The organism is Rhizobium sp. GR12, from assembly GCF_036596185.1.
GTDB classification, from domain to species: Bacteria; Pseudomonadota; Alphaproteobacteria; order Rhizobiales; family Rhizobiaceae; genus Agrobacterium; species Agrobacterium nepotum.
Map to the genome: position 1 here is coordinate 166,798 of NZ_JASXTH010000004.1, position 23,173 is coordinate 189,970.

20 protein-coding genes are annotated in these 23,173 nt (G+C 58.3%); 7 read left to right on the forward strand and 13 right to left on the reverse strand.

What is annotated here, in order from left to right; genetic code table 11:
• Positions 1–26 precede the first annotated feature (26 nt).
• From QSK43_RS08595 to QSK43_RS08645, 11 genes are all read right to left on the reverse strand, one after another.
• Positions 27–1,184: a M20 aminoacylase family protein gene (locus QSK43_RS08595; RefSeq protein ID WP_332303102.1), complete on the reverse strand. Its 1,158-nt coding sequence runs from the start codon at positions 1,182–1,184 to the stop codon at positions 27–29.
• A 59-nt stretch (positions 1,185–1,243) separates the two neighbouring features.
• Positions 1,244–1,762, reverse strand: coding sequence for a hypothetical protein (locus QSK43_RS08600; protein ID WP_332303103.1), 519 nt, complete (start codon positions 1,760–1,762; stop codon positions 1,244–1,246).
• Positions 1,759–2,592 (reverse strand): DUF3100 domain-containing protein, encoded by an 834-nt coding sequence (locus QSK43_RS08605; RefSeq protein ID WP_045021325.1) that lies wholly within the window; start codon positions 2,590–2,592, stop codon positions 1,759–1,761. The genes QSK43_RS08600 and QSK43_RS08605 overlap by 4 nt, the downstream gene beginning before the upstream one ends.
• Before the next feature lie 231 nt (positions 2,593–2,823).
• Positions 2,824–4,023 carry an amidohydrolase family protein gene (locus QSK43_RS08610; protein ID WP_332303104.1) on the reverse strand — a complete coding sequence of 400 codons (1,200 nt, stop codon included), beginning with the start codon at positions 4,021–4,023 and terminating at the stop codon, positions 2,824–2,826.
• A gap of 36 nt (positions 4,024–4,059) precedes the next feature.
• Positions 4,060–5,025: an ABC transporter ATP-binding protein gene (locus tag QSK43_RS08615; RefSeq protein WP_332303105.1), complete on the reverse strand. Its 966-nt coding sequence runs from the start codon at positions 5,023–5,025 to the stop codon at positions 4,060–4,062.
• A complete protein-coding gene (locus QSK43_RS08620) occupies positions 5,022–6,005 on the reverse strand; it encodes an ABC transporter ATP-binding protein (RefSeq protein WP_332303106.1) in 984 nt (327 codons plus the stop codon). Before QSK43_RS08620 ends, QSK43_RS08615 begins: the two co-directional genes overlap by 4 nt.
• Positions 6,002–7,498: an amidohydrolase family protein gene (locus QSK43_RS08625; protein ID WP_442967805.1), complete on the reverse strand. Its 1,497-nt coding sequence runs from the start codon at positions 7,496–7,498 to the stop codon at positions 6,002–6,004. The genes QSK43_RS08620 and QSK43_RS08625 overlap by 4 nt, the downstream gene beginning before the upstream one ends.
• Positions 7,495–8,688, reverse strand: a complete 1,194-nt coding sequence (locus QSK43_RS08630; protein ID WP_332303107.1) for an amidohydrolase family protein — start codon at positions 8,686–8,688, stop codon at positions 7,495–7,497. The genes QSK43_RS08625 and QSK43_RS08630 overlap by 4 nt, the downstream gene beginning before the upstream one ends.
• A 9-nt stretch (positions 8,689–8,697) precedes the next feature.
• Entirely contained in the window at positions 8,698–9,651 is a 954-nt protein-coding gene (locus QSK43_RS08635) for an ABC transporter permease (protein WP_332303108.1), read from the reverse strand.
• A gap of 13 nt (positions 9,652–9,664) precedes the next feature.
• Positions 9,665–10,630, reverse strand: coding sequence for an ABC transporter permease (locus QSK43_RS08640; RefSeq protein WP_332303109.1), 966 nt, complete (start codon positions 10,628–10,630; stop codon positions 9,665–9,667).
• 69 nt (positions 10,631–10,699) lie between these two features.
• The gene (locus QSK43_RS08645; RefSeq protein WP_332303110.1) at positions 10,700–12,256 is read right to left on the reverse strand and encodes an ABC transporter substrate-binding protein; all 1,557 of its coding nucleotides are present in this window, start codon (positions 12,254–12,256) and stop codon (positions 10,700–10,702) included.
• 238 nt (positions 12,257–12,494) lie between these two features.
• Between QSK43_RS08645 and QSK43_RS08650 the strand changes: the two genes are divergently transcribed.
• Genes QSK43_RS08650 through QSK43_RS08660 form a run of 3 tightly spaced genes read left to right on the forward strand, consistent with a single transcriptional unit; the run spans position 12,495 to position 16,002 of the window.
• On the forward strand, positions 12,495–13,184 hold the full coding sequence (locus tag QSK43_RS08650) for a GntR family transcriptional regulator (RefSeq protein ID WP_332303111.1): 690 nt from the start codon (positions 12,495–12,497) through the stop codon (positions 13,182–13,184).
• Positions 13,185–13,192: 8 nt separating this feature from the next.
• Positions 13,193–14,758 (forward strand): gamma-glutamyltransferase family protein, encoded by a 1,566-nt coding sequence (locus QSK43_RS08655; protein WP_332303112.1) that lies wholly within the window; start codon positions 13,193–13,195, stop codon positions 14,756–14,758.
• A gap of 8 nt (positions 14,759–14,766) precedes the next feature.
• Positions 14,767–16,002: an amidohydrolase family protein gene (locus QSK43_RS08660; RefSeq protein WP_332303113.1), complete on the forward strand. Its 1,236-nt coding sequence runs from the start codon at positions 14,767–14,769 to the stop codon at positions 16,000–16,002.
• 75 nt (positions 16,003–16,077) lie between these two features.
• Here the strand turns inward: QSK43_RS08660 and QSK43_RS08665 are convergent, their stop codons facing one another.
• The gene (locus QSK43_RS08665) at positions 16,078–17,442 is read right to left on the reverse strand and encodes an MFS transporter (protein ID WP_332303114.1); all 1,365 of its coding nucleotides are present in this window, start codon (positions 17,440–17,442) and stop codon (positions 16,078–16,080) included.
• A 98-nt stretch (positions 17,443–17,540) separates the two neighbouring features.
• On the opposite strand from QSK43_RS08665, the gene QSK43_RS08670 reads away from it, so the two are divergent.
• A complete protein-coding gene (locus QSK43_RS08670) occupies positions 17,541–18,407 on the forward strand; it encodes a LysR family transcriptional regulator (RefSeq protein ID WP_332303115.1) in 867 nt (288 codons plus the stop codon).
• Between the two features lie 75 nt (positions 18,408–18,482).
• Here the strand turns inward: QSK43_RS08670 and QSK43_RS08675 are convergent, their stop codons facing one another.
• Positions 18,483–19,211: a DeoR/GlpR family DNA-binding transcription regulator gene (locus tag QSK43_RS08675; protein ID WP_332303116.1), complete on the reverse strand. Its 729-nt coding sequence runs from the start codon at positions 19,209–19,211 to the stop codon at positions 18,483–18,485.
• 340 nt (positions 19,212–19,551) lie between these two features.
• On the opposite strand from QSK43_RS08675, the gene QSK43_RS08680 reads away from it, so the two are divergent.
• From QSK43_RS08680 to QSK43_RS08690, 3 genes are all read left to right on the forward strand, one after another.
• Positions 19,552–20,598 carry an autoinducer 2 ABC transporter substrate-binding protein gene (locus QSK43_RS08680; RefSeq protein ID WP_332303117.1) on the forward strand — a complete coding sequence of 349 codons (1,047 nt, stop codon included), beginning with the start codon at positions 19,552–19,554 and terminating at the stop codon, positions 20,596–20,598.
• A gap of 72 nt (positions 20,599–20,670) precedes the next feature.
• Complete coding sequence (locus QSK43_RS08685) at positions 20,671–22,170, forward strand: sugar ABC transporter ATP-binding protein (RefSeq protein WP_332303118.1); 1,500 nt, start codon at positions 20,671–20,673, stop codon at positions 22,168–22,170.
• A 13-nt stretch (positions 22,171–22,183) separates the two neighbouring features.
• Positions 22,184–23,161, forward strand: a complete 978-nt coding sequence (locus QSK43_RS08690) for an ABC transporter permease (RefSeq protein WP_332303119.1) — start codon at positions 22,184–22,186, stop codon at positions 23,159–23,161.
• Positions 23,162–23,173: the final 12 nt, after the last annotated feature.

Sequence of the window (23,173 nt, forward strand, 5' to 3'; positions counted from 1 at the left end):
GCGCGTTGTTGCTGCAGCAACGGCCCTTACGCTACCTTGAGCTGGTCGCTGACGAGGGATACCCACATCTGCGCGCCCAGGGGAAGAAGCGCGTCGTTGAAGTCGAAATAGGCTGAATGGAGCCCCGGATTTTTGCCGGCCCTTTGCGCGCCAAGCCAGAAGTAACATCCGGCCTTTTCGCGGAGCATGAAGGAGAAATCTTCCGCAGCCATGCTCGGCATGGCGTCGACGACCTCGATCCCCGGCATGGTGGAGGCAATATTCCTGACGATCGCGGCGCATCCCGGATCGTTTATCGTCGCCGGATACCGGAAGTGATGATCGACCGTCGCGGTGCAGTCGAACCCGGTTGCGATGGAGGTCGCCAAAGCGCGGATGCGTGTCTCTATCTTTGCGCCGACATCTTCCTCGAACCAGCGCGTCGTGCCACGGATGACAACATCCTCCGGAATGACGTTCCAGGCGTCGCCTCCGTGAATCTGGGTCGCCGAAATGACCGCGGATTGCAGAGGGGAGACGTTGCGGCTGGCAATGGTTTGAAGCCCGGAGACGATTTGAGATGCGGCCACGATCGGGTCTGCACCTTCATGGGGCATAGCTCCGTGAGCACCACGGCCGGTTATCTTGATCTCGAATGTCCCGAAGGCCGCCATCATCTGGTCGTCCCTGGCTACGCATTGGCCAAGCTCCAGTGCTGGCCAGTTGTGCAGGCCGTAGATAGCGTCCATCGGGAAGTCGCGGAACAGACCGTCCTCGACCATCGCCCGGCCTCCGCCTTCGTTTTCTTCGGCTGGCTGAAAAATGAAGTGAACCGTGCCGTCGAAGTTCAACCGGCTGCAGGCGCGGGCGGCAGCAAGCGCCATCGACACATGACCGTCATGGCCGCAGGCATGCATCTTGCCGGGTGTGCGGGAGGCATAGGCAAGTCCCGTTTGCTCCAGGATCGGCAGTGCGTCGATGTCGGCGCGGATGCCGATCGCCTTTGACGACGTACCGCGACTGAGCGTTCCAATCACTCCGGTCTTGCCGTAACCGGTGCGAACTGAATATCCCCATTCGGAAAGACGGGCAGCGATGAAAGCTGACGTTTCCTGCTCCTCGAAGCCCAGTTCGGGGTTCTGGTGCAGATGGTGCCGCCATTGAACGGCTTCATCGATTTCGGTGCCTGGGAAGAATTGCTGCATCGAGTCCTGCTCCTGAAGAATGCGGCCGTCTTGAAGGACGCCCGCTTCTGGTTCTGGTATTATTGGCCGCCGATCCGAAGCGCAATGTCTGCGATAAAGACCGAGCCAATATATGTGCCGAACATCACGCAGATGGCGACGATGACGATCTTCCATCCGGATTTTCGCGCGATGTCGAATTCGCCTTTGGTGAGAGCCAGGCCGCCATAGGCCAATGCAGGCGTCGCAAGAGCGAGGAAGTTAAGAGCCTCCACCTGCGAAATCACCCAGGCCGAACCCGGAATGCCCGGAACTGTCACGAGGATCGCTAGCAGCGACGTCCAGGCCACGCCCGGCAGGTAGAACGGCATGAAACGGGCAAACAGAAGTCCGCCGACCGAAACGAGGTACAATATGGTCATGCCCGGCAAGGCGGTAAGCGGGTCTGTGCCCGTGCCTACCCAGTTTGAGACCAGGCCGATGACGGATGCGACCAGCAGAAGTCCGGAGTATCGGACCACGTTGATTTTGCGCTCGTCTTCACCCTCGGATGGCAATGTGTGTTCAGCGGACGCGGTCTGGGTTGAATTCACACTCATATCTTCGCTCCTGTCTGAGCCACGTTGGCGGGGTCGTGGGGCCGTGATTTTTTATAAAGCCACTCCGTCAACGGAAGTGCCACGAACAGACCGACATAAAGACCGGTCGCATAGGTGAGGATGTTGCTGGCCGCTGCCAGAGCCAGAATGACGTCCTTGTTTTCCGGCATGACCGTGACGAGGCTGCCCGTACAGGCTGCCAGCATGCTGCCCGAGCCGACGCCACAGGACATTGCCAGTGCGCGATAATCGAACCATCCAAGTGCATGGATCAGAGGCGGCATGATTGCGAAGACGAATGTACCAATCAGCGTTCCGGTGGCATAGACGCCCATTGCGCCAGCTCCCTCAGGGCTGTTCAGGCCGTAACGATCGGCAATCAATGCGATGTTCGGTTCCCGGTCAATGGAGTAGGTGGCTCCGATCGCCTCACGGCCCATGCGCAGGAGAAACACGGCGACCGGGAAAGCGATCAGGATCGTCCCGAGATTACCTATTTCCTGTAAGACAAGCGCCGGGCCGGCCTCGATGATTTTCTCGATCTGAGGTCCGACCGTTGTTCCAAACTTCGCGATAAACGGCATGATAGCAATGGTAATCATGGTTCCGGAAAGTTTGACGGCGCTCGGTGGGATAAGTTTTGCCGTTTTTTTCAGGATATGCGGATTCAACGCTATGCCCATGGCAAACGCGTACAGGATCGGCAGAAACACGACCGTTCCTATTCCGATTGGAACTTTTCGGATGCCAATTATTTCCGCAACGACGACGATGGCCAGGACGATACCGTGCAGCCACCAGCTTCCTGCTGATGTTAGGGCTTTGCTCATGTCTTTCTTCCTCTGGTCGGTCACGCACCGATTGTTGTTCTTTATGTGCGTCGTCGACGAATATGAAGTGAGCTATGACACTTTGTAGTCCCGGAAGTGGGAACAATGCGTTGCTCGTTCAGCAACGGAGGGGCAGCTCCCTTTGACTGCCCGACCACGCACCGCTCTTCCGTTCGAACGTCGGCTTCGACCGGATGCTGACATGTTTAAAAAAGCCAGTGTCCATTCTCGTCAGCGTAAGACCTTGTTTGCCTCAGCCACGAGTTTTCCTCCCTTGAACACCTTTCGGTTCTTTGGAAAGGAGACAACGGCTTGGGGGATATTGGGAGCAGCGAGCGTAACGAAGTCGGCTTTGGCGCCGACCTGGATGCCGTAATTTTCTATATGAAGAGCTTTTGCACTCTCATTCGTGACGACATCGAATACGGCTTTCAGTTCGTCATCCGTGTAGAAGCCCGAGCGGTAGCCGATGATTTCGGCGCGATGCAGCATGTCGCCGTCGCCATAGGGCCACCAGGAATCGCGAATATTGTCGCTGCCGCTGAAAACCGTCACGCCCTCCCGTCGCAACAGGGCAACGGGCGGGAAAGTGTGATTGCCGGGCGCGTTTGTCATGATCGATACGCCGCTTCTGGCGATGGTCGCAGCAATTTTGCGGGCTGCGTCCAGGGGAAGGTCACCAAGCCCGTAGGCGTGGCTGATTGCGACATGGCCCTGCATGCCGAGCGCGACCGTTCGTGCACAAATCTCCTCAATGGTGAAAGCACCCATGCTTCCCGCATCGTGAAGATGGATGTCGATGTCCACTCCGTGTTTTTCGGCAACGCCGAAAACGACATCGAGGTGGCCGTTCACGTCACGGTCGAAACTCGCCGGATCAAGGCCACCGACGAGGTCCGCACCGAGTTTTATAGCCTCGTCCAGCAGTTCCGGTGTGCCGGGACTTTTCAAGATGCCGCTCTGGGGAAAGGCGACGAGCTGGATGTCGATCAGATCCTTGTAGTCCTCACGAAGGGCCAGAATGGTTTCCAGCGATTTCAGCCCGACCGAACCATCCACCATGACGTGGCTGCGCATATGGAGCGTTCCATTGCTGATGCAGAGATCGAGCTGATCACGCGCGCGCTTATCCATCGGTGCAGCGATGGCCATGTTTTCCGCCTGGAATGCGACCCGTTCGTGCACGTCGAAACCATTGGTGCAGGGGCGATGTGGTATCCAGTTGTCGCCGTAAAAGCTCGTGTCGAGATGGATATGCCCTTCGACAAATCCCGGGACAAGCAAATCTTCGGCGATGTCGATGATGGAAGCGGATGCCGTATCCGATCCGGCGGGCTCAATCGATGTGATCCGCCCGGCCTCCACATGGACGTCGCGCAACAGGCCGCCGGCGATTTTGGCGTTGGTGAAGACAGTCTTGGTCGTGTTCATGAAAACTCCTGATATGCATTATCACACGCTGCCGCTTTAAAGCGGGGCCATATGGCAGGCGACGACACCGCCGCCTTGGCGCCTGCGTGGTTTCGGGGCATCCCTGCTGCAAATATCTGCGGCAAGTGGACAGCGTGGGTGGAAGGCGCAGCCTTTCGGAGGATCGAGCGGGCTGGGCGGCTCGCCGCCCATCAGTGCCCGGTCGCGATTGGGGGCGGCCACGTCCGGGATCGTCTGGAGCAGCAATTTTGTGTAGGGGTGCTGCGGATCGGCAAAAAGGGCTTCCGTATCCGCCTCTTCCACAATCCGGCCGAGGTACATCACGGCAATGCGGTCTGCCATATGCCGTACGACAGCCAGATTGTGGCTGATGAAAAGATAGGTCAGGCCAAGTTCGTCCTGAAGCTTGCGCATCAGATTGAGGATTTGCGCTTGCACGGAGACATCGAGGGCCGATGTGGGTTCATCGCAGACAAGGAACTCCGGCTCGCTGGCCAGTGCCCGGGCTATGGAAATGCGCTGTCTCTGGCCGCCGGAAAACTCATGTGGATAGCGCCGACTGTCATCAGGTGAAAGACCAACGATCTTCAGCAGGTCGGCCACACGCTCGGTGACTGCGTCCGCACTATCGCGAAGGCCGAATTCGCGGATAGGTTCGGCAATGATGTCACCGACGCGCCAGCGCGGGTTGAGGCTCGCATGCGGGTCCTGGAAGATCATCTGCGCTTCCATTGGCTTCCCGTCACTGGCCGGTGCAAAGACGATGGCGCCCTCGGTCGGAGCATATAGCCGCGTCACCAATCGCGCTACCGTCGATTTCCCGCATCCGGACTCGCCGACCAGCGCCAGGCACTTGCCTTTCTTGACGATGAAGGTGACGTCCTGCACGGCATGCAAATAGCGTTTCGGTTTGCGCTCGATCATCCTGTTCAGCCACGGCGTCGAGACATCGAAGACCCGCGTCAACTGGTCGACCTCAAGGGCATTCTGGGAGCTTCTCATGCAACACCTCCGTTATGAAGCAGGCAGGCGACGGCACCATGTGCTTCGGGTATCAGCGCCGGGCGGATTTCGAGACAACGTGGGCCGACCGCGCCACACCGTGGATTAAAGGCGCAGCCGGGCGGAACAGCATTCAGCCGTGGCATGGCGCCGTCGATCTGTGTCAGACGATCGACGCGTGCACCGAGCGCTGGAATGGAGCCCATCAGGCCGCGCGTATAAGGATGTTTCGGGCGGGCGATGACGTCTTCGACGGCGCCGATCTCGATGATGCGGCCCGCATACATGACGGCCACGCGGTCGGCGGTCTCGGCAATCACGCCCATGTCATGCGTGACCAGCATGACGCCAGCGCCCTGTTCCCGGCACAGCTTGCGCAGCAGGCTGGTAATCTGCGCCTGTATGGAAACATCAAGCGCTGTCGTCGGCTCATCGGCAATGATCAATTGCGGGTTTCCTGCAAGCGCCAAGGCAATCACAACCCGTTGCCGCATACCGCCGGAAAACTGGTGCGGATAATGGTCGATGCGCTCGTCCGCGCCGGGAATACCCACCTGCTGCAGCAGGTGAACGCCGTGAAGACGCGCCTGCGCCCGACTGCGGTCCGAATGCAGTCGGACGGTTTCGATCAGTTGCTGACCAACGGAAAACAGGGGATTGAGCGACGTCAGCGGATCCTGAAATATGGCGCCCACCATGCGGCCTCGCACGTTTTCCATTTCGTTGTCGCTGAGATTATCCGTCCGTTTTCCGCCAATATGGATTTCGCCGGAAGCGATGCGACCGGGCGGTTCGAGAAGGCCGAGAACGGCCAGGCCGGTCATCGACTTCCCCGCACCTGACTCTCCCACGACACCGAGAATCTCTCCCCGCGCAATCGTCAGGGATACATCGGACAACGCAGTCAGAACGCCACCGCGTGTTGGGAATTCAACAGAAAGGCCTTTGACCTCGAGAGCGGGAGAGGGGCTGGTGTTCATGACGACGCCTCACTTTTGGGGGAAGGGTAGCTTGGCGGAAAAATCTCCTCCACCCGTGGGTGGCCAAAGGTGCGCACGGGATAGCGAGCGATCAGGCCGTCAAACTGTTGCTGCGCCTGGCTTCGTGCAGCGATCAGATCGATCCCGGCCACGTTCCCGTCACGCATCGAAATCCGTCCATCAACGATCGTTGCCCGGGTGACGCGACCAGTTGCGCCATAGACAAGCGTCTGGATCGGATCGATGCGCGGCGCAATCATCCGGTCCGCCATGTCGAACACGGCGATGTCGGCCTTTGCGCCGGGAGCAAGACGTCCCAGATCAGGGCGCTTCAAGGCATCGGCACCGGCATGGGTTGCTGCGTCATAGAACTCGGCTGCCGATCCGGCGTCACCGCGCCCTTCCGCAATCCTGTTGGCCATCATGCCAATGGCCATGTTCAACACCATGTCCGGCGGTGCCGTATCGGTGCCCATGCCGATGCGAACGCCCATCGCTTTCAATCGGGAAAAGGATTGGAGCGACGAGCCATGTCGTGCCGAAACAAGCGGACAATGGGCGACGGTGACGCCGTTTGCCGCATAACGCAGCAGATCGTCGTCGGTCGCCACTGTCGCATGAGGTGCTATCAATCGAGGCGAGAGGAGGCCAAGACCATCCAGCCATTGCGGAGCGGTGGTGCCGTGCAGCCGCTGAACGGTCTGCAACTCCATCTCGCCCTGCGCCATGTGTAAACGCACCGGCATATCCAGTTCATCGGCTTGGGCAAATGTCTGGCGCAGTAGCTCCTCCGTGCAGGTCTCGACGCGGTCCGGGGAGAACATGCCGGAGATCAGGCCGTCGCCGGTGCCGTGTACCCTTTTGGCAAAGGCGGCGGCTTCGGAAAGCTCCCGAAGTCCGCGCGCCTCGTCGAAGACCGGTTGCATTGCTCCGGCTTCGTTGAGGATGACGCCACCCGTACGATAGGCGGGACCAAGCCAAATACGGATGCCAAGGTCCCTGGCGGCAACGGAGGCAGCCTCGAATTCACCTATCGTTTCACCCCATTCGCGATAAAACAGGGATGCTATCGGAAGTGCTGAAGTGATGCCGTTAAGGAGCAGCTGAGCAAATGCGTAACGCTTCTGGAAGGCAAGTTCCTCCGGCGTGTACATCTCATAGGCCCGTGCGGCGTAATCGGAAGGCCAAACGCGCCCCTTTTTCCAGCCCGGCTGGTTGTCCATGGCAAGCACGGTCGTGTCGAGATCGGACAGGGCATCGAGATCGACAAAGCCTGGGCCGATAAGGGCTTCACCCATGTCGTAACGTGCGGCCAATTCGCCTTCGAAGCGGGACCCGACCCAGATGATGTGGTCGTTCTCAATCACCACTTCGCCACCGTTGATGAGGCGTCTGCCTTCTGGCAGATCGGCAATCACGTAACGCGCTGCAAGCGCCCAGCGACCGGGCGGACGTTCGCCGAGAGGAAGTGTAGACCAGTCTGCCACCATCATGGTCGTGCTCTCAGGCTTGCGCCGTCGCGCGCAACGATATTACCGGCTGTGACAACCAGCTTGCGTGGCTGGTGCGTCACGATGGCTTCGCCGAGGCTTTCTCCTTCGACAAGCACGATATCGCCGCGACCGCCCACCTTGAGAGCGTGCGCGTGGCGATCCATCGCCAGAGCCCCGCCGGTCGTGCAGACATCGAGAGCCATTGCAAGCTCGTCATCGCGGCGCAGATTGTTTTTCATACCTAGCAGCATGGCCCGCTCGAGCATGTCGCCATTGCCATAGGGTCCCCATGTGTCGCGGAAGCCGTCGACACCGGCACCGAAGCGCACCCCGGCGACATGCAGGCGTTTCAGCGACGGAACTTCGCGCGATGGAGGGGCCGTCGTGAAAATAGGGACGTCCAGCTCTGCGCAGGTGTTGATGAGTGCTTGCGAGACGTTCCAGTCAGGAAGACCCAGGCAGAATGCATGACTGACCGCAACCTTGCCCTGCATGCCTGTGGCGCGAATGCGCTCGAAGATCATCTCCATCGAGAATGCGCCAAGCTCTCCGCCTTCATGGAGATGGATATCGATGCCTTTTCCGTGTTTTTCGGCAATCGCGAAGATCGTATCGAGATGCCCTTTCGGATCGCGATCCATACCACAGGGATCAAGCCCGCCAACCAGATCGGCGCCCATCGCCATGGCCTTGTCCAGCAGTTCGGCGGTGCCGGGTCTGCGCATCAGTCCCGATTGTGGAAAAGCGACAATTTCAATTTCGACGACGCCCACAAGCTGTCGCCGCGTTTCCATAACGCCTTCCAGTGCGACCAAACCCTGGTCGGTATCGATGTCGACATGGGTACGAATCAGCGTCGTGCCATAACCGACAGACTGCAACGACTGGCGCATGGATTGCACATGGGCGTCGAGACCGTATTCACGCTTTACATTGCGCTCATTGTCGATCTTGTCGATCAGGCGCGGGCCAACCGTGTTAACGTACCACGGATATCCCAGCAGCGACTTGTCGAGGTGGGTGTGGGCATCGACCAGACCGGGAATGGCAATGCGGCCAGCGGCATCCTCGACTGGTACGCCGTCGGCGGCCAGTTTCTCGCCGATTGCAGCGATACGGCCATCCTCGATCAGGATATCGGCCTTCATGCCACCCATGGGTCTTGCATTGGTAATCAGAAGATCGGTCATCAAAAAGCCTCAGCGTAATTTGGGGTTAAGGGCGTCGCGCAGCCAGTCGCCGAGCACGTTGATGGACACCACGAGCAGACAGAGCTGGAGGCCCGGGAAAAGCACGATCCACCACAGACCTGAAAACAGATACTGATTGCCGATGCGGATGAGCGTTCCGAGAGATGGCTGCTCTGGTGGCATGCCGACGCCAAGGAAAGACAGTGTCGCCTCGATCAGGATGCCAAGGCCAAAATTCAGTGTAGCGGTGACCAGCAGGGGTGTCGTGGTGTTCGGAAGAATGTGTTTTAGCATGATGCGCCGCGTCGGCACCCGTATCAGCCTGGCCGCCTGCACATATTCTTTGTTGCGTTCGACCATGGTCTGCGCCCGAACGGTCCGCGCATATTGTACCCAAGCAGACAGTGAAATCGCAAAAATGATAACGCCTGATGCGCCTGCCTCGCGCAGATAGGGCGGCAGGAGTTGACGGGCGAGCGCGGAGACGAGAATGGCGATAAGCATTGTCGGCATGGACAGCAGCACATCGCCCGCCCGCATCAGCAGACCGTCAGCCCATTTGCCATGGTAGCCGGCGATCAATCCGAGCGTAGAGCCAACGACCAGCGATACGGCCACGGAGGCGGCACCGATGATGATGGACGCCCGCGATCCGTAAAGGATTGCCGATAACAGATCGCGCCCCTGAACGTCGGTGCCGAGAATATACGGCCACTGGCCATCCGTCATCCAGATTGGCGGGATTTCGGCGTTCAGTAGATCGAGAGAGGCGAGATCATATGGATTCTGCACCGTAAACAACGGGGCCAGAAAAGCCGATGCGATCAGCATCAAAAGCATGATTGCGGCAATGATCGCGGACGGGTGATGGGTGAAGCTCCATCCCAGATCGGATTGCAGCAACCGTGCAAATCGCGATGGTGTCGGTCTGGTCGCGGCTGGTGTGGGCTCGATGGTGGTCATGGTGATGCTCCTGTCACGCGGCGCGCAGACGCGGGTCGATGACCGCATAGGCGATATCGACGAAGGTATTCAGCGTTACGAAGATGAAGGATACGATGCACAGATAGGCCGCCATGACGGGGATATCGACGAAGGTGACGGCCTGCATGAACAGCATTCCCATGCCTGGCCATTGGAAAACTGTTTCAGTGACGAGGGCAAAGGCAATCAGGTTGCCGACCTGCATCGCGGTCAATGTAACGACGGGCATCAGACAGTTCTTGAGTGCATGACGGAACCACAAAGCGCGCCGTCTTACGCCGCGTGCGCGGGCAAATTTGATGAAATCCGTCCGCAGCGTCTCCAGCATTTCTGCCCGTACCAGCCGCATGACAAGTGTGATCTGGAAAAGCGACAGTGACAGAGACGGCAGGATGACGGCGGCGCGGCCCGAAGGTGTCAGCAGCCCCGTGGACCACCAGCCGATGCGCACCACGTCGCCGCGCCCGTAACCCGGCAACCAGCCGAGCGTGACGGAAAATATCAGGATCAGGAGGATACCGACGAGAAAACTCGGCAGGGATACGCCGATGATCGAGCTGAACTGCAAGCTTTCCGCCCACCATTTTTCCCGACCAATGGCAGTGAAGACGCCCAGCGGTATGCCGATGGCGAGCGACAGGATGGTGGCGATGATGACCAGTTCGAAGGTGGCTGGAAATCGTTCGGCGATAAGGCCCAACACCGACTGCTGATTGCGCCACGACAGGCCGAATTCACCCTGCGCCGCATTGGCGACAAAGCGAACATATTGCACGAGGAAACCGTCGTTCAAGCCGAGGCGTCCCCGCAGTTCGTCGCGATCAACCTGGGTCGCGCTTTCGTTCACCATCATCTCGACGGGATCTCCCAGAAAACGGAAGATAAGAAAGGCAAAGAAAGCGACCGTCAGCATCACGAGAACGGCATTGCCGATCCGCTTGATGAGGAAAGCGAGCATGGTGATGTGTCCTTGATCTGGCCAACATGAAGGAACGGTCCCCCGCCAGGATATTGGCGGGGGCTCGGATTACATCTTCACCAGCCATAGACGGGGAAGATTGTCCGAAAACAGCGGGAAATCGGCAATCTTGGCGCTTGTAGCCCAAGCCAGCGGTTGCTGGTGGAGCGGGATCATCAGCGCATGATCCTTTGCGATCTTCAGCGATTGTGCCTCCAGTGCAAGGCGCTTGGTCGTATCGAGTTCAACTGCCGACGCTTCCGTTACCGCGTCGAATTCCTTGTCCGACCAGCCGCCCCAATTGAAAATCCCGAATGAGCCTTCTTTGGTGTGTAGAACCTGTGATGTGAGGCTGTAAGCATCCAGCATGGGCAAAGTGGCCCAGCCGAGAGTATAGACATCAACTTTGCCTGCAGAACGTTTCGGTGTCTGTACCGCGCGCGGGCCCTGGTCCAGTTTGGGCTTGAGGCCAATACGCGACCACATCGAAGCAACGGCCTGGCACACTTGCTCTTCGTTGACCAAAGTGTCTGCGCAGTTGAATTCAAATTCGAAACCTTCAGCACCAGCCTCTTTGAGAAGTGCCTTTGCCTTCTCCGGATCGGCTTTGGCCGGCTGGTCGAGGGCCGCATCGTACCCCGGTATTTCCGGCGCGACGAGGGCGCCGGCATTGCGGGACTTACCGCGCATTACGCGTTTCTGAATGAGATCGAGATCGATGGCGAGCTGCATTGCCTGACGGACGCGCAGATCCTTCATAGGATTTGGCGCTCCCGATAGTAGCTGGTCACGCTGGCTGAAGCCGATCATGACGGTGCGAAGATCGGTTCCCTCGAGAAGCTTGACCTGCGATGAGGCGGCTTCAAGTCGCGGCAGATCCTGCACCGGTGCCTGATCTGTAAAGTCGATATCCCCGGATAGAAGTGCGGCCACGCGGGTGGCGCTGGAGGCAATCGGCGCGAGCTCGATGCGATCGATATTGTGCTGGGGTTTGTCCCACCAGCCATCGTATTTCACGAAGACGGTTTTTGCATCCGGCTGGCGGCTTTCCACTTTGAAGGGGCCGGTGCCGTTTTCATTGTAGGTAGCGTAGCCCTCAACGCCAGAACCAACATCGGTCGGTGCTTCGGCATTGTTGTCCTTGAGCCAGCCCGCGTCGAAAATGTAGATTGTCGTCAGGTCGTTTAGCAATAGCGGGTAGTTGGCCGAGACGTCGATTTCAATGGTGTGGGCGTCGATGACGCGTGAGCCCTTATAGGCAGGAATGTTTCCACGAAGCGGTGATTTGGGGTTGGTCGCACGTAGAAGCGACGCCTGAACATCGTCTGCTGTGAAATCCGCTCCATTGTGGAATTTCACGCCCTCGCGAAGTCTGAAGCGCCATGTGGTGGGCGAGATGATCTCCCACGATGTTGCAAGTGCGGACTCGATCTTCAGGTTTCGGTCATACCGCATCAATCCTTCATACGAGTGATTGAGCACACCAAGAGCAAAGCTGTCGCCGTAGGAGTAGGGGTCGAGCGAACTGATGTCGCGAGAAGCGCCCCATTTTAGTGTTGTAGCGGAGGCTGGGAGGGCTAGCGCTATCAGTGCCGCACTCGCAACGAAAATTCTGGATAATTGCATTTATAGATCCCCTCGGATTGCATTCAATCTTATCGACACACTGTCGCTAACCGGAATGAGTGCTATTGAAACCCGTCGTCGCAAATGGCTTTTTGGCTCTTCCTTGCGAACTATGGCAAAAGCTAGATCAGAGTGAATGCAAACGCAATAGAATATTGCATGCAATTTAAGGGTATGGATTTTGTACGATACTCGTGCGATATAGAGGGAAATTGCATCCATATAACGAGCGCATGTTATGTCTACAAATCTCAGCAGAAGCGATGCGATCTATGCTTCTCTTCGCCGTGCCATCCTTGAACAGGCGTTGAAGCCCGGAACGAAATTGCCGGAAGATTCCATCGGTGACACATTCGGTGTCAGCCGAACGAGCGCCCGCAACGCCCTGTTGCGACTTGCTTCCGATGGCTTGGTGGAGATCAAGCCCAATCGCGGCGCGGCTGTTGCCATGCCGACGCTGGAGGAAGCGGAGGAGGTTTTTGCGCTGAGGCGTTGCCTTGAGCGCGAGGTGATAGGCCGCCTGTGCAGGCGTATGCCCAGAGACGGTATCGATGCCCTCATTAGTCATGTGCGCGAGGAAGAGCGAGCGCTACACGCATCGTCTCCCCGTTCGATTAGGCTTGCAGGCGAATTCCACATTCTTCTCGCGGAACTGACGGGTTCCAAACTGCTGATTGATTTCATCAGCCAGATCGTCTCGCGTTCGTCGCTCATTCTCGCCCGTTTCGGGCGACCTCATTCCGCGGAATGCGGTATCGATGAGCATATCCAGTTGATCGAGGCGTTGAAAAACCTCGATGCCGAAACAGCAAGCCGCATCATGGATCATCACCTGCACGCGGTCGAAGACAGGGCCAAGGTGGACGAGAAGGATGATGGTCCGGATATTACGGAGATTCTCAGCCGATATATTTCGATATCCGATTAGGAACACCCATGCGTCAATCGGAAAACAGTGCGGCACGCTCGAAGCAGGGCATGATCACCACGCCGCACCACACGGCGAGTGAAGCTGGTGCGAAGGTACTACGGCGTGGTGGCACGGCGATCGAGGCTGTCATTGCCGCCGGTGCAGCGCTCACCGTTCTCTATCCTCATTTTTGCGGGCTGGGAGGAGACGCGATATGGATCGTGGCAGACAGCTCCGGCCGTCGGCGAACGATCATGGGGATCGGTCAGGCTGCTGAACATTTACCCGTGCTTGATGCCATCCCGCAACGGGGGCCGCTATCGGCTCTGACAACGGCCGGGCTGGTCGATAGCTGGGGCGAGGCGTTGCGATATTCGTCTGAGAACTGGCGGGGAACAGAGAGCTTGGCAACGCTGCTGGCGGACGCGATTGCGTTGGCTGCAGAGGGTTTTCCGGCCAGCCGGTCGCAAAAGCACTGGCATGCATTTCGCGCGGATGAGATCGCCACCTGGCCGGGTTTTGAAGCCCACTTCGTTACCGAAGGTATTCAGCGTCAACCGCAACTAGCCTCCGTTCTGAAGCGGATCGCCCTATATGGTCACCGCGAATTTTACGAGGGCGAGCTTGCCCGGCGCATTGCAAACGGTCTGGAGGCTGCGGGCAGCCCAATCCGTGTTGCCGACATGCAAAAGACTGCCGCGCAGATCGTCGATCCCATTTCCATGGACTATCGAGGCATAGAACTGCTGGCACCACCGCCGCCATCCCAGGGCGTAACGACGCTTGGGATCATGGGCGTCCTGTCGAATTTCGACATGAAGAAGGTGGATCCTTCATCAGCCGAATTCTACCATCTTTGCGTGGAGGCGGTGAAGCAGGCTTTTCTCGACCGGGGCGCCATCGCCGATCCGGATTTTGTTGCGCAGGCATGTGGTGACTGGCTGAGCGACGTGGTTTTGTCGCGCAAGGCAGCCGCGATTGACCGGCTGGTCGCCCGCCCCTGGCCCGCTATCCATCAAACCGGCGATACGGTTTACCTTGCCGCAGTCGATCACGACGGGCGTTGCGCCAGCGTTCTGCAAAGCACCTACTATGACTGGGGAAGTGGTGTCTTGCTCGGCGATACTGGCATTCTCTGGCAAAATCGCGGAGCTGCTTTCAGCGTCGATCCGCTAAGCCCGAATGTTCTGGCGCCGGGGAAGAGACCATTCTACACGCTCAACCCCGGCATCGGCTTGAGAGACGGTAAACCGCATCTACTTTACGGCACGCAAGGTGCCGATGGGCAGCCGCAGACGCTTGCCCTGCTATTGAGCCGTCTGATCGACCACGGCTTCGATACGCTTTCGGCGCTGTCTGCGCCGAGGTTTCTGCTCGGCCGAACTTTTTCCGACACCCGCGATAATCTGAAGATCGAGGCTCCGGCTGGAGACGGGGTTATCGAGAAATTGCATGCGATGGGCCATGAAACGATTGCCATCCCGGCACTCAGCGCGCTGGCGGGGCAGGCGGGGGTGATCCGATTGAACAGTGACGGCTGGATCGACGGCGCACATGATCCCCGCAGCGATGGTTGCGCCATTGGTATTTGAGGCCTGATATGCTCGTTGATCTCGTTTTTCGAAATGCGCAACTGGCAGATCAGCCGGGGCCGGTGGATATTGCGGTCAAACATGGGCGCATCGTTGCTATTGGCGCGAACATTCGCTGCGATGCCATTACCGAAGAAGATGTGGAGGGCAACTTCACATTTCCCGGCTTCGTCGATAGCCATATTCATCTCGACAAAGCCGGCATTCTGGAGCGCTGCACGATCTGCGCCGGTACGCTGGAAGAAGCCGTGCGCGAAACGGCAAAAGCCAAGGCCGGATTTTCTGAAGAGGATGTTTTTGAGCGGGCTTCTGCCGTCGTCCGGCAAGCCATCTTTCACGGCACCACCCGCATGCGCACGTTTGTGGAGATTGATCCACGCGCAGGCATGCGCTCATTTCAAGCCATCAAGCGCGTTCGTGAGCAATTCGCCTTCGCGATAGACCTCCAGATTTGCGCCTTCGTGCAGGAAGGGCTGACGCAGGAGCCGGAAACGGAAGAGATGTTGGAGGAGGCGCTACGCACCGGTGCCGATCTCATAGGCGGTTGCCCCTATACCGATCCCCGACCGGAGGAGCATATCAGGCGGATTTTTGCGCTGGCCAAAAAACATGACGTCGATGTGGATTTCCATCTGGATTTCAGCCTCGATCCGGCAAAAACCGATTTGCCAGCCGTTATTGAGGCGACGCGTGAAAATGACTATGGCGGTCGGGTGACAATCGGACATGTGACCAACCTGTCTGTGCTCGATCCGACGGAGCGTTCGGCTCTCTCGCGCAAGATTGCTCAAGCCGGAATTGCCGTGACGGTTCTGCCTGCGACAGATCTTTTTTTGATGGGACGCGATCATCGATCAAACATCCCGCGGGGCGTCACACCGGCGCATCTCCTATTGGCCGACGGGGTGCAGGCAGCAATCGCCACGAACAACATTCTCAACCCCTTCACGCCGTTTGGTGATGCTTCACTTTCGCGTATGGCCAATCTATACGCCAACCTCGCTCAGCTTTGTCGAGACCAGGACCTGGATGAGGTCTTTGCCATGGTGAGCGCACGTGCCGCAGCAATCATGCGCGCAGACTACGGTTTAACGGTCGGCGCCCCCGCCGACATTGTCATCCTCGACGCACCCGACCAACAAACCGCCATCCGCTCCATCGCGCGCCCGTTGGCTGGTTGGAAGGCGGGTAAAAAGACCTTCGTCCGTTCACGTCCCCACATGTTCGGAAATCCCAGCGTTTAGTCAGGTGGTCTTTGGATTGTGGAACCATCGAAATGCTTCCTGGAAACGCGCTGCAGGCGGCGTCCGTGGTGGTTATCATCGCTCCTGCTTCAGGCAGAAAAACGAGAGCGCAGCGCCGAGAAACAACAGCACGACTGCGACGATCAGCGAGAGATGCATGCCGTGCATGAACAGGGCGGGGGCCGTGTCCCGCACGAAATAGCCGCACACCGCAACGCCGAGCATGCCACCCACCTGTCGCGCCGTGTTGAGAACACCCGATGCGATGCCCGCCCGTGATGGATCGACTGAGGAAAGGGTCACGTTCGTGATCGTCGGCACAATCAACGCCATACCGCTCGCTGCCATCAGCATAGGCACGGCCAGTTGCCAGTAGGAGCCGCTGAGACTGACCGGGATCAGCAGAAGATATCCGGTCGCTGCCAGAAGGAGGCCAAGCACCATCAGTCTGCGTGCGCCGAGGCGTGAGATCAGCCGGCTTGCGACGATGTTCGTGACCATAAGAATGATGGTCATCGGCAGGAAGGCGATGCCGGTCTCCTGGGGCGAAAGATGCTGCTCCAGTTGAAAGAACAGGCTGAAGACGAAGATCATGCCATAATAGGCGAAGTTGACGATGATGCCGGTAATCGAGGCAATCGAGAAGGCCGGGCTTGAGAAAAATGAAAGCGGCAACATGGGTGCGCGACTTCGTGTCTCGATCAAGATGAAGGTGATCGCGCAGAGTACGGCCAAAAGAACGGCCACGATCGTCCTTGGATGCGTCCATCCCAGATGCGACGCGTCCGTCAACGCCGTCGCAAGCGATGCAAGCGCAATGATGGCGGTGGCCTGCCCAGGCAGATCGAGCGAGCGCCCCTCGTTTCTGGGGCTCGGTTGCGTGTAGCGCAGGATCAGGGAGAGACCGAGCACCCCGATTGGGATATTGATCAGGAAAACGCTGCGCCAGCCGACATGGGTCACAAGGAAGCCGCCGACTATGGGGCCGGCCGCCAGTGCAATACCGCCCGCGGCGCCCCACCAGCCAACCGCGCGGTTGCGCTGTTCCTTGTCCGGGAAGGTCTGTTGGAGTAGCGACAGGGAGTTCGGAACCAGCAGCGCGGCGCCGACGCCTTGCGCGAACCGTGCCGCAACCAGTGTCGCCAGCGTCGGCGCCAACCCGCAGCAAAGCGAAGCGAGCGTGAAGACAACGAAGCCGGTGATGAAGATGGTGCGCGCGCCAAAACGGTCGCCCAGGGCTCCTGCCATGAGCAGTAGGGCGGCGAAGATCAGCGTGTAGGCATTGACCACCCATTGCAGGCCGGCGACGTTGGTTGAGAAACTCGTGCGCAACGCATCGAGCGCAACATTGACGACGCTGACATCGAGAAGAACGACCACGAAGCCAAGTGAAGAGGCGATCAGCGTGATGCGTGGGTATGCGGTACGTGAGGCGGACATCGAAACGATCCCTGAAAAGACATTTTCTTGAGATTACGCCGACGATTTCTCTGCGAAAATTCTATATATATGCCAGTGAACCTGGAGAATTCGCACAGATGGCCGATTGGGAAAATCTTCGTCATTTTCTAGCCGTGGCGCGTTGCGGTACCTTGTCCGGTGCGGCGCGTGCCCTGAAAGTTGACCATGCAACCGTCAGCCGTCGGCTGGCCGTACTCGAAGCCGAACTGGATGTCATGCTGGTCGAGCGCCTGCCGCGATCCTGCCGCTTGACGATGATCGGTCAGCAGGTTTTCGATCAGGCCGTCATGATGGAAGATGCCGCTGATGGCGTTGCCCGGGTCGCCCGGGCTGCGCATACTCCGCTGATCGGCAAGGTCACGCTCAGTGCTCCGCCGGTGCTGGCGGCACATCTGCTGGCGCAGCATCTCGCGCAGTTTCGGACACTCTATCCGGATATCCGTCTTTCTCTTGCGGCGCAGGCGCAGCAGGTTTCGCTCAGCCGACGAGAGGCGGACGTCGCTCTCCGGCTGGTACGGCCCAAGGAGGCTGGCAACGTCGCGCGCAAACTCGGGACGATGGCGTTCGGTCTCTACGCACGCCGGGACTATACGCACCGCGACCGGCCGGATCAGTGGCAATTCATCGCTTTCGACGAAAACTTCGGAGACATGCCGCAGCAAAAATGGCTGCTCGGCATTGCTGGCACGCGGCCGGTTGCATGTGAGTTGAACGATATCGGCGGGCATCTTATCGCGGTGCGGACTGGTGCTGGCGTTGCCGGACTGCCTTGCTTCATGGGAGATGCCGACCCTGACCTCGTGCGGATCGGGGAAGGCCTTCCGTCCTTTTCCCGGGACATCTGGCTTCTCGTTCACCGTGATTTGCGCAGGACACCTTCCGTCCGCGCCGTCATGGACTTCGTCGTCGCGCTCATCAATGAGCGTGGCGACTTCGCTGCTTGACCTTCAGTGCGCTCGCCGAAATGTAGAATTGGCGATTGGCGAGAATTGAAAGCCGGGGTGCTTAAAGTTGTGTGTTCAACCCCATGGTGCAGGCTGATCTGCGACAATTGAATTGAAGTCGCTGATGGAAGCATAGCGCGCGGCTCGCACCTTACTGAACTTGCTGGCGTCCACCACCAGATGCTTTTGCACCGAGCGTTGCATGACCATCTGTTTGATCGGCACTTCATGAAAATGTGAACAGGTGACGCCGTGCTGTTCGTCCACGCCGCCGGCAGACAGAAATGCCTTGTTGATGTTGATGCGCTTCAGCACCTCAATACCCTCATCCCCTGAAAACGAGGCCGCTTCCGGGTGATAAAGCCCGCCAAGCATGATCAGGCGGACATCGCTTCTGCTCGCCAGCTCCTCTGCAACGTTGAGGGAGTAGCAGATGACGGTCACATGTGCGTTGGCCGGAATTTGCCGCGCCAGATGCGGCGTCGTCGTTCCGCAGTCGATGAATACGGTATCATAGGGTTCGATCAGAGCCGCGGCCTGCGCACAGGCGCGCGCTTTGGCCGTCGCATGGCTGTCCCTTTCCTGGTCCAGCACATAGTCGCTGCTCACAGTGCCGTCCTGGATCGGAATAATGTAACCGCCAAGACAGCTCAACTGCTTGCTGTCGGCGGCGATATCGCGGCGAATGGTGATCTCGGATACGCCAAGCCGGGAAGCCGCGTCCCGCAACCGCAATACGCCCGTTTCCTGAACAAGAAGGGCCAGCGCATTCAGCCTGGCGTTGTGTGCACTTATTCTGCTCACCGTATCTCCGCTTTCGGTTCGTACCCTGCGCTTCTTATTTGGATGTTAGTTTCCTAGCAATTGCCCTTGGCTGCGCTTGACAAGGGAATGTCAATCATGAAACGATCGAAACATAATGTTCGGATTGTAACATCATAATTCGCATTATCGGGAGAGGAAGACAACAGGTTTCTGGGGCACCCGGTGATCCATCGGTACGGCGCGCGGGAGGCCTTTTTTCGGGAGAATGAGGAGGCGTCGGGCGCGAGAGAAGCGATTCCCGACGTGAGCGATCGAACATTGTCGGGTGCTGCGGCTGGGATAGGCGTGGCACATGCAGTTTCAAAGGGAGGAGTTATCCGTGAATAAAATCTTCGCAACCATTGCGCTTGCTGCGACGCTTTCGGCGTCGGCTGTCTTTGCGCAGAGCGCCGTCGATACGTCGAAGGTCAATAAGGAATTGATCACTTCGGCGAGTGGCAAGAAATATACGATCGCAACCGTCGTGAAGGTGGATGGTATTGCGTGGTTTGACCGCATGCGCGATGGCGTCGAGCAGTTCAAGGGCGACACTGGAAACGATGTCTGGATGGTTGGCCCGAGCCAGGCCGATGCCGCCGCCCAGGTGCAGATCGTCGAAAACCTCATCGCGCAGGGCGTTGATGCCATCGCCATCGTGCCGTTCTCGGTCGAAGCGGTTGAGCCGGTACTCAAGAAAGCTCGCGATCGTGGCATTGTCGTCATCAGCCATGAGGCCTCCAACATCCAGAACGTCGATTTCGACATCGAAGCCTTCGACAACAAGGCCTATGGCGCGAACCTGATGAAGGAACTCGGCAAATCCATGGGCGGCAAGGGCAAATACGTTGCCACCGTCGGCGGCCTGACGTCCAAGTCGCAGATGGAATGGGTTGATGGTGCTATCGAGTACCAGAAGGCCAACTTCCCGGACATGTCGCTGGCGACCGAGCGGCTTGAAACCTATGACGATGCCAATACCGATTACACCAAACTCAAGGAAGCGATGACCGCCTATCCCGGCATTACCGGTATTCTGGGCGCTCCGATGCCAACGTCCGCCGGCGCTGGCCGCCTGATCGCCGAGGGCGGTCTGTCGGGCAAGGTCTTCTTCGCGGGTACGGGCCTGGTTTCCGTCGCCGGCGAATATATCAAGAACGATAACATCCAGTACATCCAGTTCTGGGATCCGGCCGTTGCCGGTTATGCCATGAACATGCTGGCTGTTGCGGTTCTCGAGAAGAAGAACGATCAGATCAAGGCCGGTCTGAACATGGGCCTGCCAGGCTACGAAAGCCTGCTGGTTCCTGACGCCTCCAAGCCACATCTGCTCTATGGCGCAGGTTGGGTCGGCGTGACCAAAGAAAACATGGATCAATACGACTTCTGATCCGAACCACGGAGGGAGGGGCAGCCCTCTCTCCTTTTACATCTGCATTTTCCAGCCTTGCACGAGGCCATTATGACTGAAAATCTGATCGAGCTGCGCCATATCGGCAAGCGGTTTGGCGGCGTGAAGGCGCTCGACGACGTGTCGCTGAGCATTCGCCCGGGAGAAATCCATTGCCTTGCCGGTGAAAACGGTTCCGGTAAATCCACCGTCATCAAAATCATGTCCGGGGTTTACACACCCGAGGACGGCGAGATTTTGATCGACGGGAAACCCGTTGGCAAACTTGATCCGGTAAAATCCGTGCACCATGGTATCCAGGTGATCTACCAGGATTTTTCGCTGTTCGGAAACCTGACGGTGGCCGAGAACCTGGCGATCAATACCTTTCTGATCGAGGGCCGCAAGACGGTCGATTGGCGACGTGTCCGTGATATGGCCAGGAAAGCGCTGGACCGCCTCGGCGTGACCATCGACCTCGATGCCGATGTCGAAAGCCTGCCGACTTCGGGCAAGCAGATCGTGGCGATCGCTCGCGCCCTCATGGCGGATGCACGTCTGATCATCATGGATGAGCCGACCACGGCGTTGACGCGCCATGAGGTTGACGCCCTGTTCAAGATCGTGCGCGATATTCAGGCACAGGGCATCGCCGTGCTCTTCGTCAGCCACAAGATGCGCGAAATGCTTGAAATCAGCGAGCGCCTGACCGTTTTCCGCAACGGCAAGAAGGTTGCCGAAGGACCGATTGCCGAATTCGACGAACCGGCGATCACCCGCGCGATGACGGGGCAGGAACTGACCGCCCACAGCTACCAATGGGTAGCGCAGGAGGGCGCCGATACACCGGTGCTGGAAGTGCGCAATCTCTCGGTTCCGGGTTCCGTGGAAAACGCCGATCTGACGCTCAAGCCGGGCGAAATCGTCGGCATTTCGGGCCTGATAGGTTCGGGCCGCACCGAACTTGCGCTGGCGCTGTTTGGCATGCGCCCGGGCTTCACCGGTTCCATGCGTGTGGGAGGCCGCGAGGTTCACCCACGGACCGTTCAGGATGGTATTGCCTGCGGTATCGCCTATGTGCCGGAAGATCGCCTGACCGAGGGCCTGTTCCTGACACAATCGATCGAGCGCAACATCATCGTGACGTCGATAGATAAATTTGTCCGTGGTCTTTTCATCAATCGGAAAAAGGCGGACGAGACGACCCGCGATATGTTCTCGGCCATGCAGATCGTGGCGCCGGGACCGCATACGCCGGTCAATCATCTCTCCGGCGGCAATGCACAACGCGTGGTTCTGGCCCGCTGGCTGCTGACGGGCGCCAAAGTGCTGATCCTGAATGGCCCGACCGTGGGCGTGGATGTAGGCTCCAAGGCACAGATCCATAACATCATCCGCGGGCTTGCTGAAAAAGAAGGCCTGGCCGCGCTGATGATTTCCGACGATGTGCCGGAACTGGTGCAGAACTGCAACCGCGTGCTGGTTATGCACCGCGGCCGTTTCGTTGACGAATTGTCGGGAGAAAGCATGACCGAGGACGCCGTCAATGACCGGCTCAAGACGCTGAATTGAGGGGTCGCAAAACATGAAATTCTTCAGAAGCACAGAATTTATTATCGCCTGCGTCCTGCTTGCGGCCATGGTCATCATTGGCTTTATCAACCCGGCATTCTGGTCACTCGACAACATCTTCGGCCTGTTACGGTCCAATGTCGTGATCGGCATCATGGCGCTCGGCGTCCTGCTGGTGATGATTTCAGGCGGTATCGACGTATCTTTCACCGCCTTTGCCATTGCAGCGATGTATCTGACCGTGCGGACCATGGTCTATCTCGACTATGACGGCGTGCTCATTCCCTTCGTTGCGGCAACGCTGATCGGTCTGGCTCTCGGTGCGTTCAATGGTTTCATTATCCATCGTTTTAAGATGATACCGCTGATTGTGACGCTCGGAACGGGTTCGATGGTGCGCGGTCTGGTTCTCGGCCTCGTCGGCACCAGCATCGTCAACATCAACAAGATGCCAAAGGAACTGATCGGGTTCGGCAAGACCGATGTGATCTCGTTGACCTCGGCTACGGGTTCGACGTTCGGCCTGACCGCGATGTTTCTGGTCTACCTGGGTCTGGCATTGGTCATTCATCTCATCCTCACCTACACGATGATCGGGCGCAGCGTTTATGCCTATGGCGGCTCGCCGGAAGCAGCCAAGCGTGTTGGCTTCAATACGGGTGCGACGATCTTCTTCGTCTATTGCGTTGCCGGTGCGCTGGCAGGCTTCTCGGGCCTGCTGCATTCGTCGATGATCTGGCTCGCCAACCCGCGTGATTTCGTCGGCCTTGAACTTGATGTCATCGCGGCCGTGGTTCTTGGCGGCGCATCAATCTTTGGCGGGCGCGGCACGGTTCTCGGCACATTGATGGGCGTGTTCATGCTGGTGATGGTCAAAAATTCACTGATCATCATGAAGGTGGACACCACCTGGCAGCGGGTCGTTGTCGGCCTGATCATCATCATCGCCACTGCCGTCACCGCATGGCGCGATCGTAAAAGCGTAGCGTAACTGGAGAGCGCA

Excerpts from the sequence above, each read along its gene's own strand:
- QSK43_RS08595 (WP_332303102.1), bottom strand. The coding sequence starts at position 1,184 with ATGCAGCAATTCTTCCCAGGCACCGAAATCGATGAAGCCGTTCAATGG.
- QSK43_RS08600 (WP_332303103.1), bottom strand. The coding sequence starts at position 1,762 with ATGAGTGTGAATTCAACCCAGACCGCGTCCGCTGAACACACATTGCCA.
- QSK43_RS08605 (WP_045021325.1), bottom strand. The coding sequence starts at position 2,592 with ATGAGCAAAGCCCTAACATCAGCAGGAAGCTGGTGGCTGCACGGTATC.
- QSK43_RS08610 (WP_332303104.1), bottom strand. The coding sequence starts at position 4,023 with ATGAACACGACCAAGACTGTCTTCACCAACGCCAAAATCGCCGGCGGC.
- QSK43_RS08615 (WP_332303105.1), bottom strand. The coding sequence starts at position 5,025 with ATGAGAAGCTCCCAGAATGCCCTTGAGGTCGACCAGTTGACGCGGGTC.
- QSK43_RS08620 (WP_332303106.1), bottom strand. The coding sequence starts at position 6,005 with ATGAACACCAGCCCCTCTCCCGCTCTCGAGGTCAAAGGCCTTTCTGTT.
- QSK43_RS08625 (WP_442967805.1), bottom strand. The coding sequence starts at position 7,498 with ATGATGGTGGCAGACTGGTCTACACTTCCTCTCGGCGAACGTCCGCCC.
- QSK43_RS08630 (WP_332303107.1), bottom strand. The coding sequence starts at position 8,688 with ATGACCGATCTTCTGATTACCAATGCAAGACCCATGGGTGGCATGAAG.
- QSK43_RS08635 (WP_332303108.1), bottom strand. The coding sequence starts at position 9,651 with ATGACCACCATCGAGCCCACACCAGCCGCGACCAGACCGACACCATCG.
- QSK43_RS08640 (WP_332303109.1), bottom strand. The coding sequence starts at position 10,630 with ATGCTCGCTTTCCTCATCAAGCGGATCGGCAATGCCGTTCTCGTGATG.
- QSK43_RS08645 (WP_332303110.1), bottom strand. The coding sequence starts at position 12,256 with ATGCAATTATCCAGAATTTTCGTTGCGAGTGCGGCACTGATAGCGCTA.
- QSK43_RS08650 (WP_332303111.1), top strand. The coding sequence starts at position 12,495 with ATGTCTACAAATCTCAGCAGAAGCGATGCGATCTATGCTTCTCTTCGC.
- QSK43_RS08655 (WP_332303112.1), top strand. The coding sequence starts at position 13,193 with ATGCGTCAATCGGAAAACAGTGCGGCACGCTCGAAGCAGGGCATGATC.
- QSK43_RS08660 (WP_332303113.1), top strand. The coding sequence starts at position 14,767 with ATGCTCGTTGATCTCGTTTTTCGAAATGCGCAACTGGCAGATCAGCCG.
- QSK43_RS08665 (WP_332303114.1), bottom strand. The coding sequence starts at position 17,442 with ATGTCCGCCTCACGTACCGCATACCCACGCATCACGCTGATCGCCTCT.
- QSK43_RS08670 (WP_332303115.1), top strand. The coding sequence starts at position 17,541 with ATGGCCGATTGGGAAAATCTTCGTCATTTTCTAGCCGTGGCGCGTTGC.
- QSK43_RS08685 (WP_332303118.1), top strand. The coding sequence starts at position 20,671 with ATGACTGAAAATCTGATCGAGCTGCGCCATATCGGCAAGCGGTTTGGC.
- QSK43_RS08690 (WP_332303119.1), top strand. The coding sequence starts at position 22,184 with ATGAAATTCTTCAGAAGCACAGAATTTATTATCGCCTGCGTCCTGCTT.